This window comes from Kitasatospora sp. NPDC097643 (assembly GCF_040302625.1).
Lineage (GTDB): Bacteria > Actinomycetota > Actinomycetes > Streptomycetales > Streptomycetaceae > Kitasatospora.
In genome coordinates this window covers 1-12,715 of sequence record NZ_JBEOSA010000025.1, presented here as the reverse complement: position 1 = coordinate 12,715, position 12,715 = coordinate 1, and the positions used below count along the sequence as shown (strand labels likewise).

Below are 12,715 nucleotides of genomic sequence, written 5' to 3'. Positions count from 1 at the left end.
GGCGAGTGCCGGGTGGACGCGTCGTGTCGCTGCGGGTCGGATCGCCAACGCCCCTGCCTTTCGCCGAGATCGGGTCATTGTGCCAGGTCGGCCCGGTCGCGCGGCAGGGGCGTTGGAGAGTCCGGAGCACCCGGTGCCCACGTCCCGGACCTCCGGAGCGCCTGGAGCGCCCGGAGCCTCCGGAGTGTGGGCGGGAGGGATCGGAGCGGTGGGCGGGCTCAGCGCCGGGTGGCGTCGATCAGGTCGGCGTGATGGCGGCGGGTGACCTCGGGGTGGGCCCGGGTGTATCCCTTCCACTCGTTCAACCCGAACTCGGCGTACAGCGGGTTCGACGGGTCCTCGGTGGCGCCGGGGGCGTGGTGGGCGAGGGGGAAGTCGAGCGGCTCGACGTGGGCGTCAAGGCGGGGGTTGTAGAAGAACGGCACGGAGAAGCGCTCGCGGGCGCCGGGCGGGCTGACCACGCGGTGGCTGGTGGCCTTGAGGTAGCCGTCCGTGGCGACCTCCAGCAGCTCGCCGAGGTTGACGACGAAGGCGCCCTCCATCGGGGGGACCTCGAGGAAGGTGCCGTCCGCGCGCTCGACCTGGAGCCCGCCGACGGTGTCCTGGAGCAGCAGGGTGATGAAGCCGTAGTCCTTGTGGGCGCCGACGCCCTGGCCGGCGCCGTCCGGCGCGGTGCCCGGGTAGCGGACCAGCTTGAGCCGCAGGTGCGGGTGGCCCGCGAACGCCGCGTCGTAGAAGTCGGGGCGGGCGCCGATCGCGGTGAGGAGTTCGTGCAGCAGTCGCCGGGCGACGCCACCGAGGTGGTCGATCCAGCCCAGGGCGGCGGTGCGCAGTTCGGGGAGCGCCGCGGGCCACTGGTTGGGGCCCTCCAGCCACCAGTACGGGGCCTCGCCGCTGCCGGGGACGTGCGGGGGCAGCTCGGCGCCGATGTCCAACTGGTCGCGCCAGTCCTGGCTGCCGCCGGTGCGTTCGTCGCCGGTGCGGGTGTAGCCGCGGTAGTGGGGGGAGTTGAGGTTGCTCACGGCGAGCCGGTCGGCCTCGGGGAGGGCGAAGAAGGCGCGCATCGCTTCGGTGAGCGCGGCCGTCTCCTCCGGGGTGATGCCGTGGCCGACGAGCTGGAAGAAGCCGACGCCGGTGGCGGCGGCGCGGAGCTCGTCGTGCAGGCGGCGGCGGTCGTCGGGGCCGCCGTCGGCGAGTGAGAGGTCGATCACCGGGAGGGCGTCCACCGGGGCGCCGGCCGGGGCGTCGGGGTTGGTATCGGCCTCGGTGCCGGATCCGGATATGGGCGTGTGCTGCTGCGACATGTGTGACATCCGCTGGGTCTCGTCCCGGCTGGTCCCGGTGATCGACCGGGGGCGGCCGGAGCCGTGCCTGATGCGGCGGGTGCTCCGGGGGCCGGGAAGTGGAGGCAGCCTGGCGGGCTGCCCTTGAGGGTGGGTGGCGCGAGCTTCAGCTGGAGCGTCGACAGGACATGCTGGTCACGCGGAGCAGGTCCACGTGGCGGCGTCGAACAAGGATGAGCACGCCACCAGCCTAAATGACCCTTTCTGCGGTGGGCGAGCCCCCTGCCGCGGAGGGGCGTTTCCCACTTGTCGGTGAACCTTCAGCCAGGTGTCGCCTCCTGTTCGTCGGGGTGCTCTCAGGTGTTGTTGAGGTAGGCCAGGACGGCCAGCACGCGGCGGTTGTCGTCGTCGGAGGGCTGGAGGTCGAGCCGGACGAAGATCGACGCGGTGTGCTTGGCGACCGCCCGCTCGGTGATCACCAGCTGCTGGGCGATCGCCGCGTTGGAGCGGCCCTCGGCCATGAGGGCCAGCACCTGCCGCTCGCGCGGGGAGAGGCTGGCGACCGGGCCGGCCGAGGAGTTGTGGGTGAGCAGTCGGGTGATCACCTCCGGGTCCATCACGGTGCCGCCCTCGGCGACCCGTCGTACCGCGTCGATGAACTGGGCGCCGTCCAACACCCGGTCCTTGAGCAGGTAGCCGATCCCACCGGTGCTGCCGGCCAGCAGCTCGCGCGCGTACAGCTGCTCGACGAACTGTGACAGCACCAGGACGGGCAGGCCGGGATGGGCCTGACGGGCCGCCAGCGCCGCCCGAAGCCCCTCGTCGGTGAAACCGGGCGGCAGCCGGACGTCCACCACCGCGATGTCCGGCCGGTCCTCGGCGACCGCGGCCAGCAGCTGCTCGCCGGACTCGACCGCCGCAGTGACCTTCATCCCGTTGGCCTCCAGCAGCCGGGTCAGGCCGTCCCGGAGGAGGAAGAGGTCTTCGGCGATGACAACGCGCACGGGATCTCCAGGTTCACGATGGTCGGACCACCGGACGGGCTGCTGATCGCGAGCACTCCGTCGAAGGCGGCCAGTCGGCGTTCGGTTCCGCTGAGGCCGGTCCCCCGCGACGGGTCGGCGCCTCCCCGCCCGTCGTCCGTGACCGATATCCGCAACAGCCCGTCACTGTGCCCTATCTCGATCCACACATGCGAGGCCCCAGCGTGTTTCACCACATTCGCCAGCAACTCGCTCACCGCGAAGTAGGCGGCGGACTCGACCGGCGCCGGTGCGCGCCCGGACAGCCCGCCGGCGAAGGTGACCGGCAGCGGCAGGTCCAGCGCGGTCGCCTGCACGGCGTCGGCCAGGCCGCGGTCCGCCAGCACCGGCGGATGGATGCCGCGCACCAGGTCGCGCAGCTCGCTCAGGGCCTTGACCGAGGACGTCCGGGCTTCGGCCAGCAGCGGTCCGAGGGCGTTCGGATCGTGCTTCACCTGCTCGGCGACCGTCAGCAGCATGCCCAGGGCCACCAACCGAGCCTGCGCCCCGTCGTGCAGGTCCCGCTCGATCCGGCGCAGCTCGGCCGCCCCGGCGTCGATGGTGTCCGCCCGCGTCCTGGCCAGGTGGCTGACCTGGCGGGCGAGCTCGGCCCGCCGGGACGGCCCGAGCAACGCGCGGGCGGCCCGGGCGTGCAGCCGCAGGACGGGCGGGCCGGCCCAGAGGGTGGCCAGCGGGAAGACCCAGAGCCCGAGCACGTAGACGATCCCGAGTGGCAGGAAGGGCCCGTTGCGGCCGAGGACCTGGAAGCCGACCGGGGTCAGCAGGACGGCCAGGGCGGTGAGCACGACGGCGAAGCCGGAGAGCAGCGCCCAGGCGACGTCCCGCCAGGTCGCCGGATCGGCCAGCCAGCCGCCCGAGCGCAGCCGCCGCCCCAACCCGGGGGTGCCGGACACCCGCCGGTACGGCACCGGGACCGGCCGGCCGCTCCAGTGGCCGACGAGCCGTCTGGTCTCGGTGGCGGTCCAGCGCGTGCCGAACAGAGCGAGCACCAGGAGCGCCGGCGCCAGCCAGAGCGACACCGCCCGGCCACCGGGGGCCGCGCCCCCGTAGAAGTGCGTGGCCATCACCGCGAGCACGCCCGGGGCGAACAGCGCGGCTCCGGCCGCCCGGCCGCCGCCCCCGGTGGCCCAACTGAGCGCCCAGACGGCCACCGGCAGTGGTGCCAGCAGCAGGCCCATCGGACCGCCGGGCCCGTGCGAGTCCTCCGGCCCGATCAGGGCGGCGGCCGCCAGCACCGGCCCGGCCAGCAGCGCGACCAGGCCCGTCACCGCCAGCGTGGCCACGTAGCAGGCGCGCACCCCGTCCACGCAGGCCCGGCCGACCCGGTCGGCGAACCCCCTCACCACATCCATGCTCATGGCACCCCCTCTCCGTTCCGCGCCTTCGCGGGCCTCGCCGCCCCCACGGGGTCTCGGCAGCCCGCGAGGGCTCGGTCTCGATCTTCCGGTGGTCAGTCTGCCCGGCTCCGGATGGCAGCGCTCTAGGCCTGAACCCCCAATCAGAGGTGTATCTGGATACACCTCTGACATGCCGTCTAGACGGCTGTCGAGCTCAGGCCGCCGGTTCGTAGCGTCGTGTTCCGTCAGCCGGCCCGGGCATCCGCGGCCGGACACCCCGATGCGTGGGAGGGCCTGTGAACGCGCCGATCATCCGGATCCGCGGAGTCAGCAAGACGTACGAGCGGTCCGACGCCGCCCGGCCCGCGCTGACCGGGCTCGACCTGGAGGTGCGGGCCGGCGAGGCGCTGGCCGTGCTCGGCCGCTCCGGAAGTGGCAAGTCCACGCTGCTGAACCTGGTCGCCGGCCTCGACCGCCCGAGCGAGGGCGGCGTGGAGGTGGACGGCGTGGCCGTCCACGAGCTCGGCGAGGCCGCGCTGGCCGAGTACCGGCGCACCCGGATCGGCATGGTGTTCCAGTTCTTCAACCTGCTGGACGACCTGACCGTGGCGGACAACGTGCTGCTGCCGGCCCAGCTCGCCGGGATGCGGCGGGAGCGGGCCCGGGCCCGCGCGGGCGAGCTGCTGGAACGCCTCGGGGTGGCCCGGCACGCCAAGGCCTTCCCCGGCCGGTTGTCCGGCGGCGAGCGCCAACGCGTGGCGGTGGCCCGGGCGTTGATGAACCGTCCACCGCTGCTGCTGGCCGACGAGCCGACCGGTGCGCTGGACACCGCCTCGGCCGCCGACGTCCGCGACCTGCTGCGCGGGCTCCACGCGGAGGGCCAGACGATCCTGCTGGTCACCCACGACACGGCACTCGCGGAGGCCTGCGCCGGGCGGACCATCGAACTGCTCGACGGCCGGCTGGTCCGCGACACGGCGGCCGTGCCGGCTCCGGGCGGTGTCCGATGAGCGAGCGCAGCGAGCGGGTCGTGGAGAGGTGCGCGTGGGCGAATGCCCTCGCCGAGGGAAGCGAGGTGGGCGCATGAGTGCGTTGAGCAAGGTGGTGCGTGCCGGGGTCGGCCGGCGGCGGTTGCAGACCCTGGTCATGGTGCTCACCACGATGACGGCCGTGGCGGCCTGCGTGCTCGCGACCGGGCTGCTGGTCGCCTCGCAGGGGCCGTACCAACGGTCCTTCGACGACCAGCGGGGAGCGCACCTCAACGTGCTGTACGACCCGGGAAGGGCGGGCCCCGCCCAGCTCGCGGCCACCGGGCACACCCCCGGGGTGACGGCCTCGGCCGGGCCATACCCGGCGCTGGCGCTCCAGCCGAGGGCCGGAGCTGGCACCGAGCTCCCGGCGCCCGGCACCGCGCTCCCGCCGCTGACCCTGGTCGGCCGTCAGCAGGACGGCCCGCTGGACGACCTGCGGGTCACCATGGGCCGCTGGTTGGCCGGCCCCGGCGAGGTGGTGCTCGCCGACGGCCGCTCGCCCCTCGCGATCGGCGACACCATGGAGTTCCCGGACCTGCCCGGCCGCCCGGCCCTCAAGGTCGTCGGCCTGGCCGCCTCGGTCTCCCTGAGCTCGGACGGCTGGATCGCCCCCGAGCAGGTCGCCGCGCTCACCGCACCCGGCCGCACGCCCGCCGTCCAGTACCTCTACCGCTTCGACCACGCCGGTACCGATGCCGAGGTGGACGCCGACCGCGCCGCGCTCGCCGCCGCCGTGCCCGACGGCGCGCTCACCCGGGCGACCTCCTACCTGCCCGCCCGCGAGGAGGCCAACCGGACGGCCTCGACCTTCGTCCCGTTCGTGGTGGCCTTCGGCGTCCTCGGGCTTTGCATGTCGGTGCTGATCATCGGGGTCGTGGTGGGCGGCGCGGTCACCGCCGCCACCCGCCGGATCGGCATCCTCAAGGCGCTCGGCTTCACTCCCGCTCAGGTGGCCCGCGCCTACGTCGGCCAGGCGCTGATCCCGGCCGGCGTGGGGACGGCGCTCGGCGTGCTCGGCGGCAACCTGCTGTCCGTCCCGGTCCTCGGGGTGGCCCACAAGGCGCTGAGCGGCGGGCTGTCCGGCATCCCGCTCTGGGTGGACGTCGTGGTTCCGGCCGCGGCACTGGCCGCGGTGACCGGCGCCGCGCTGGCACCCGCCCTGCGGGCCGGGCGGCTGCGCACCGTGGAGGCGCTCGCGGTGGGCCGGACCGGTTCCAGCAGCTCCACCCGCGGCAGCAGCACCGCCGACACCGGCTCCGCCGGCAGCCGTACCGCCCAGCGCGGGACGGGCGGCCGTGCCGCCGCCGGCCGGGCGCGGGTGGCCGATGCGGTGGCGGCCGTTCGGGAGCTGATCGGCCGACTGCCCCTGCCCCGTGCCCTGAGCCTGGGGCTGGCCGGCCCGCTCGCCCGCCCGGCCCGGTCGGCGACGACGGCCGCAGCGGTGGTGCTCGGCACGGCCGGGGTCACCCTCTGCGTCGGGCTCACCCTCTCACTGAGCGCCTTCCAGGGCGGCCTGATGGCCGAGCACTCCGGCAAGGTCGTGGTCCAGATGCCGCTGGAGGGCGACGCGAAGCCCGTCGACCACGTGGACGAGGCCGCCGTGGCCAGGGTGATCACCGCTCGCCCCGGCACCCGGGCCTGGTACAGCACCGTCCCGACGCCGGTCACCGTGGCGGGGCACACCGGGCGGTCGGTGGTCATCGCCTACGCGGGCGACACCTCCTGGAGCGGTTTCCAGATGGTCTCCGGCCGCTGGTTCCACGGTCCCGGTGAGGTGGCGGTCGGCTCGACCTTCCTGCGCTCCAACCAGGCCAAGGTCGGTGACACGGTCACCCTCACCGACCAGGGGCGCACCGTGCCGGTGCGGATCACCGGCGAGGTGCTGGCCGGTGATGACCTGGTATTTGTCGACCGGGCCACGCTGGCCCCGCTCGGGACGGTCGTCCGTTCGGAGGGTGTCGCGTTCCACATCGACCTCAACCCCGGCACCGATCCGGCCGCGTACACCGACGCCCTCGACGACGCGGTCCGCCCGCTGGGGTTGGGCGCCGAGCAGAGCGGGACTCACGTCAGCATCGTCATGCTGGCGATGAACACCCTCGCCGGGATACTCACCCTGCTGCTGGTCGCGGTGGCGGGCCTGGGCGTGCTCAACACGGTGCTGCTGGACACCCGGGACCGGGTCCACGACCTCGGGGTGCTCAAGGCGCTCGGGATGTCGCCCCGGCAGACCATCGGCATGGTGCTCACCTCGGTCGCCGGCACCGGGCTGGTGGCCGGACTGATCGGGGTCCCACTCGGCATCGCCGTGCACCACCGGGTCATGCCGGCGATGGCGGAGGCGGCCGGCGTAGGGGTGCCCGAGGCGGACGTGTCCGTGTTCGACCCTGCGGTGGTGGGGCCGCTGATACTCGGCGGCCTGGTGATCGCCCTGCTCGGTGCCTTGCTCCCCGCCTCCTGGGCGGCGCGCACCCGCACGGTCACGGCGCTGCGCACCGAGTGAGGTCCCTCCCTCTCCCTCCCTCCGGCACCGGCTCAGGACAGCCGCGCCGCCGCGTACACCTCCATGGCCTCCCGCTGGTAGGCGGCCAGGCCCGGGGCGATGGCCTCGTACGCGGCCCGCCACTGCTCGTTCTCGGTGAGGGAGCGGGCGATGGCCCGGTACTCCTCGGGGGAGATCGGCCGCAGCGCGGTGAGGGTCCGGTACTCGGCGTCGATGCCGTCCTGCACGGCCTCGGCATCCACCGGGTGGCCGGCCGCCATCCGCTCGGCCAGCCGGACCATCCGCGCGGTCCGCTCGCGCTGCCCGGCCTCGATCTCGGCCGGGCTCATCGCGGCGGTCACGCGCCGGGCCGCCTCGGCGTGCTCGGGGAAGTCGCGCAGGCTCTCCTCGATGTCGGCGGGCTGGATGCCCTCGAACAGGTTCTCGGGTCGGTTGATGCTGGTCACGGGCGTACCGTCCTTCCTGGAGCGTTCCAGATCGGTGATCGTGCGGGAGACGGTGGCGGCCAGGGCGTCCAGCCGGTCGCGCTCGGCCAACAGCCGGTGGTGGTGGCCGCGCAGGGCCTCCAGCTCGTCCACCTGCTCGCCCAGGATCCGGGCGATCTCGGACAGACCCACGCCCAGCGCCCGCAGTACGAGGATCTGCTGCAGCTGCAACAACTGCCGCTCCTCGTAGTAGCGGTGGCCGTTGGAGCCGATCCAGGCCGGGGGCAACAGCCCGACCTCGTCGTAGTGCCGCAAGGTCCGCGCGGTCACTCCGGACAGCCGGGCCACCTCTGCGATCGGCCATGCCATGGGCCGCCTCCCTCCCATACGTTCACGTGTACCGGGCCGGTTCGTTCCGGCCCTGGTCATGACGGTAGAAGCTGCCGCAGCGGCAGCTTCAAGCCCGGAGCCGGACCGGACCAGACCGGACGAGACCAGACCCCACTCCACTTCACTCCACTGGGAGGACCTACTCGCCGAACAGTCCAAGGACTGTCCGTGCGGCCCGCTGACGGTCACCGGTCGTCCGTCCAGGGCGAGCGCGAACAGCCCGGCCCCGGCGGGTGCCTGACGATTGCCGCGCACCAGCTCCGGCGGCTCGGCCCGGGCGACCTGGACGGCGCCGCGCGGGCGGTTCAGCCGGGCGGGTCTGCTCCGGCCAGACCAGCGCCTCCAGCCAGCGCATGTCGTCCTCGGCGCGGACGTCCACAGGGTTGAGGTCGGTTCCGGCGCGCCAGACCACCTCGGGCATGGGGCCGACCACTTCACTCGCTCGCCGGTAGCGGTACCGGTCCGAGTAGAGGCAGAGCCCTGCCGAGGCCCTCACCTCGATCAGTGCCAACGGCTGCGGCAGCGAGGCCAGCAGTGGCAGCAGGGTGGCCCACCGGCCCGCCTCGTTGGTCTTCTGGGTCCGTCGGGCCAGCATCGTCGTCGAGACCCCGTCCCAGTGCGCCGGCCCGAGCAACCGATCTCCTGAACGCCCAATCCTCCAAGTGCCCGATCCCCCAAGCGATTTTGGCGCAGCCTTGTCCGCGCCTTTGCCGTCCGCTGTACGGGCGCTAACCCGGCCACCGCGAGAGTGAGTTCACCGGAACAGACGATAACTCTCCGCAACAGGAGGCCTGATGCAGCCCACGATCCGTACCGAGCCCGAGGTCAAGGCCAAGACCAAGACGAAGGTTAAGACCCGTACCCGTATCGCGATCGGCACCGCCGCCGTGGTGGCCGCCGTCGGCACCTTCACCGCCGGCGTCGGGGTGGCCCAGGCGGGCGACGAGCAGAGCCGTCGGGGCAAGGTCACCGAGCGTGAGATCGCCGGCCTCTTCGACCAGTGGAACGCGGCCCTGCAGAGCGGCGATCCGGAGAAGGTCGCCGACCGCTACGCTTCGGACGCGGTGCTGCTGCCCACCGCCTCGCCGAAGATCCGTACCGACCGCGCCGAGATCGTCGACTACTTCGAGCACTTCCTGCAGAAGAAGCCGCGCGGCGAGAAGGTCCGCTCGGTCATCAACATCCTGGACGGCAACTCGGCCGTCGACGCCGGTCTCTACCGCTTCTACCTCACGGACCCGAAGACCGGCGTCACCAAGCCGGTCGACGCCCGCTACACCTACGAGTACGAGAAGCGCGGCGGCAAGTGGCTGATCGTCAACCACCACTCCTCGGTGCTTCCGGCCGAGGGCTGAGCCGCGGCCCGGTCCGGTGGTCGGCGCGCGGCGGGGCGCCGGTGCGCAGCGCGATCCGCACGCAGAGCCCGCCGCCGGGTGCGTCCCGCAGGGTCACGGTGCCGCCGTCGTCGGTGACCAGCTGCTTGACGATGGCGAGCCCGAGGCCCGATCCGGACCGGCCGGTGAGGCCCTGGCCTCGCCAGAACCGGTCGAACGCACGGGACTTCTCGGCGTCCGACATCCCGGGCCCCTGGTCCAGCACCTCCAGCACCGCCTCGTCGGCGCCACCGTCGCCGTCCACCCGGACGGTGATGACGGCGCCGTCGGGGGAGACCTCCAGGGCGTTGGAGAGCACGTTGTCCAGCACCTGGTCCAGGCTGCCCGGCCCGGCGAGCACGTGCAGCCGCTCGTCGGCCTCGCCGGTGAGCGCGATCCTCACCCCGCGCTCGTCGGCGGCCGGCCGCCAGACGCTCAGCCGTTCCTCGACCAGCTCGCGCAGCGCCAGCGGCTCCGGGGCGGACACTTTCGCCTCGGCCCGGGCCAGCACCAGCAGTCCGCTGACCAGCCGGCTCATCCGGACCACCTCGGCGGTGGCCTGCTCGACGTCCTCGTGGACGAACTCGTCGTCCACGCCGTCGGCGATGTTGTCCAGGGACAGTCGCAGCGCGGTCAGCGGGGTGCGCAGCTGGTGCGAGGCGTCCGCGACGAAGATCCGCTGCGAGGCGACCAGGGTGTCGAGCCGCTCGGCCCCCTGGTTGAGCGTGCGGGCCAGGGTCCGGGTCTCCTGCGGGCCGGTGACGGGGGAACGGGCGGTCAGGTCGCCGTCGCTGAACCGGCTGGCCATGTCGTTGAGCTGGCGCAGCGGCTTGGTGAGCAGCCGGGCGACGATCGCGCCCAGCCCGGCGGCGACGGCCAGCACCCCGACCGCGAGGACCGCCCGGAAACCCCAGATCCGCCAGAGCCGGGCGCTCAGGTCGGAGGTGGCGTAACGGATCCGCACCGCGCCGACGATCCGCGCCCGGTCGCCCTGGGCGTGCGCGGGCACGGTGACCACCAGTTGCGGGCCCCAGACGAAGCGCGAGCCCCAGTCGGCGGTGCTGCGGCCCTGGGTCAGCGCCTTGGTGAACGCCGCGTCCCCCGGGTGCGCGGGCAGCGGCAGCGGCGGCACCGCCGTCCCGTCGGCGGCCACCACCTCCACCGTCCCGGGCGTCTCGTCCGCGTACGCGCCGGCTACCCGGGCCAGCGCCTGCCGGGCCGGCGCGTCGCCGTCCCCGAGCAGCAGCGCCATCGTGGTCGCCTCGCGCCGCACGGACTCTTCGGTGTCCCCGCGTAGTTGGGCGGTCAATGTGAATGCCACCGGCACGGTGAACGCGGCCAGGGCCACGCCGACCAGCAGCACGTAGCTGACGATCAGCCGCCGGATCACGGCGTGCCGCGCCCGGCCGCCGGTCGGCCCGGCCCGGCCTCGGGCCCCGCCCCCGGCACTCCGCCCCCGACGTGCGCCTGCGGACCCGCGGCCACCTCTGGACCCGCCGACGGGTCCTCCGGCGAGTCCTCCACCACGACGAGCCGGAAGCCGACCCCGCGCACCGCCTCGATCACCACCGCACCCGCGAGCTTGCGCCGCAGCGCCGCCACGTGCACGTCCAGTGTCTTGGTCGGCCCGAACCAGTTGGCGTCCCAGACCGCCTCCATGATCTGCTCGCGCGACATCAGCGCGCCCGGCTCCTCGGTGAGGAACGCCAGCAGGTCGTACTCCTTGGGAGTGAGCGGCAGCTCGGCGCCGTCCAGCCGTACCCGGGCCGCCTTGCGATCCACGGTCAGCCGGGGCCCGTACCGGTCCGGCCCGGCCGCCGTCTGCTGTTCCTTGGGCTGGACCCGCCGCATGACCGCGCGGATCCGGGCGATCACCTCGCGCACGCCGAACGGCTTGGACACGTAGTCGTCGGCGCCGATCTCCAGCCCGACCACCCGGTCCGTCTCGTCGCTGCGCGCGCTGATCACGATGATCGGCACGTCCCCGCGCCTGCGCAGCGCCCGGCACACGTCCAGGCCGTCGGTGTCGGGCAGCCCGAGGTCCAGCAGCACCAGGTCGTACGGATCGGCCGCGGCGAGCGCGGCCGTCCCCGTGGTCACCCACTCGACCGTGAACCCGTACCGCACCAGCCCGCGCCGCAGCGACTCGGCGACCGGCTCATCGTCTTCCACCAGCAATACACGCACGAGGGGCACCCTATTGACCCGCGCCGCCCGCGCGAACACCGCCAGGGTCCCGAGCGCCGGCGCCCTCCCGACCGTCGGTACCGACGCCGCCCCCGTCCACCCCGCCCCCGTCCACCCCGGCCGCGACGAAGCCCTGCGCGGTCGCATGGTCCTCGCCGTCCACCGCGACCGAGGGCCGGAACCCGGCCGCGTCACACCGGTCCGGGTCGTCGACCGGGCGGACCGGCCGCAGACCGGGTCGGAAGGTGCCGGGGGCGGACCGCCGCCGCAAGGTCGGCCCGCCCGTCGGGCACCTCGGTCAGCGGGAATGATCACTGCGCCGGCCGGGTTCTTCTGACCTGACGTCACGACAGCCGAGCGGGAAGAGCACGCCGAAACACCCTGGACGCCCGACACCCCGGACGCCCAACACCCCGACACGCCGAACGCCCCCACCCCCACCCCGAACGAACGGACCATGCGCCCCGACTCCCTCTGGCGAACGGCCGACTTCCGCACCCTCTTCGCCGCCACCGCCCTCACCCAACTCGGCACCAACGTCGGCTACGTGGCCCTCCCGCTGATCGCCGTCTCGGCGCTGGACGCGAGCCCCGGTCAGGTCGGTGCGCTCGCCACCCTGGGAACGCTCGCCTTCCTGCTCATCGGCCTGCCCGCCGGCGCCTGGGTCGACCGGATGCGGCACCGGCGCGTGCTGATCACCGCCGACCTGGTGAAGGCCGCGCTGTACGCGTCCGTCCCGCTCGCCTGGTGGCTGGGCGGGTTGACCCTCTGGCAGCTGTACGCGGTCGCGCTGTTCACCGGCGGCGCCACGGTGTTCTTCGACGTCGCCGCGCAGAGCGTGCTGCCCCGGCTGGTCGGGCGCGGACAGCTGGTGGACGCGAACGCCGCCGTGGTCAGCCTGATGGCGGTCGGCAGCATCGCCGGGCGCGGCGCGGGCGGTGGGCTGGTCCAGCTGCTGACCGCGCCGTTCGCGATCGTCGCCACCGCGCTCAGCCACCTCGGCTCGGCGCTGCGCCTGGTCGGGCTGAGCCGAAGCCCCGCCCCGGCCGCCGCCCCCGCCCCGGCCGCCGCCCCCGCCCCAGGCGGCGATCCCGGCCTTGGCGGCGGTGCCCAGCCCTTCGCCGGCGAGGGCCGCGGCGCTGC

General features: G+C 74.0%; 11 protein-coding genes. 4 read left to right on the top strand and 7 right to left on the bottom strand.

The window, feature by feature from the left end:
• Positions 1-218: 218 nt before the first annotated feature.
• The 3 genes from ABTY15_RS17760 to ABTY15_RS17750 all read right to left on the bottom strand — a co-directional run bounded on the left by ABTY15_RS17760 (position 219) and on the right by ABTY15_RS17750 (position 3,684).
• Positions 219-1,304, bottom strand: coding sequence for an isopenicillin N synthase family dioxygenase (locus ABTY15_RS17760; protein ID WP_350589607.1), 1,086 nt, complete (start codon positions 1,302-1,304; stop codon positions 219-221).
• 335 nt (positions 1,305-1,639) lie between these two features.
• Positions 1,640-2,287 (bottom strand): response regulator transcription factor, encoded by a 648-nt coding sequence (locus ABTY15_RS17755; RefSeq protein ID WP_350589596.1) that lies wholly within the window; start codon positions 2,285-2,287, stop codon positions 1,640-1,642.
• Positions 2,239-3,684 carry a sensor histidine kinase gene (locus ABTY15_RS17750; RefSeq protein ID WP_350589586.1) on the bottom strand — a complete coding sequence of 482 codons (1,446 nt, stop codon included), beginning with the start codon at positions 3,682-3,684 and terminating at the stop codon, positions 2,239-2,241. Before ABTY15_RS17750 ends, ABTY15_RS17755 begins: the two co-directional genes overlap by 49 nt.
• Before the next feature lie 275 nt (positions 3,685-3,959).
• Here ABTY15_RS17750 and ABTY15_RS17745 point away from each other — a divergent pair, with 275 nt between their 5' ends.
• Positions 3,960-4,673, top strand: a complete 714-nt coding sequence (locus ABTY15_RS17745) for an ABC transporter ATP-binding protein (protein WP_350589574.1) — start codon at positions 3,960-3,962, stop codon at positions 4,671-4,673.
• A 73-nt stretch (positions 4,674-4,746) separates the two neighbouring features.
• Positions 4,747-7,197 (top strand): ABC transporter permease, encoded by a 2,451-nt coding sequence (locus ABTY15_RS17740; protein ID WP_350589564.1) that lies wholly within the window; start codon positions 4,747-4,749, stop codon positions 7,195-7,197.
• A gap of 32 nt (positions 7,198-7,229) precedes the next feature.
• Here ABTY15_RS17740 and ABTY15_RS17735 read toward each other — a convergent pair whose 3' ends face one another.
• Complete coding sequence (locus ABTY15_RS17735) at positions 7,230-7,991, bottom strand: MerR family transcriptional regulator (protein ID WP_350589557.1); 762 nt, start codon at positions 7,989-7,991, stop codon at positions 7,230-7,232.
• A 160-nt stretch (positions 7,992-8,151) separates the two neighbouring features.
• A complete protein-coding gene (locus tag ABTY15_RS17730; protein WP_350590150.1) occupies positions 8,152-8,607 on the bottom strand; it encodes a DUF2332 family protein in 456 nt (151 codons plus the stop codon).
• A 199-nt stretch (positions 8,608-8,806) separates the two neighbouring features.
• On the opposite strand from ABTY15_RS17730, the gene ABTY15_RS17725 reads away from it, so the two are divergent.
• Entirely contained in the window at positions 8,807-9,367 is a 561-nt protein-coding gene (locus ABTY15_RS17725) for an SgcJ/EcaC family oxidoreductase (protein WP_350589553.1), read from the top strand.
• On the opposite strand, the gene ABTY15_RS17720 is transcribed toward ABTY15_RS17725, so the two are convergent.
• Positions 9,330-10,775, bottom strand: coding sequence for a sensor histidine kinase (locus tag ABTY15_RS17720; protein ID WP_350589538.1), 1,446 nt, complete (start codon positions 10,773-10,775; stop codon positions 9,330-9,332). The two genes, ABTY15_RS17725 and ABTY15_RS17720, sit on opposite strands and share 38 nt — an antisense overlap.
• Complete coding sequence (locus ABTY15_RS17715; protein ID WP_350589537.1) at positions 10,772-11,572, bottom strand: response regulator transcription factor; 801 nt, start codon at positions 11,570-11,572, stop codon at positions 10,772-10,774. Before ABTY15_RS17715 ends, ABTY15_RS17720 begins: the two co-directional genes overlap by 4 nt.
• A gap of 457 nt (positions 11,573-12,029) precedes the next feature.
• Between ABTY15_RS17715 and ABTY15_RS17710 the strand changes: the two genes are divergently transcribed.
• A partial coding sequence (locus ABTY15_RS17710; RefSeq protein WP_350589534.1) for an MFS transporter occupies positions 12,030-12,715 on the top strand: 686 nt, incomplete at its 3' end.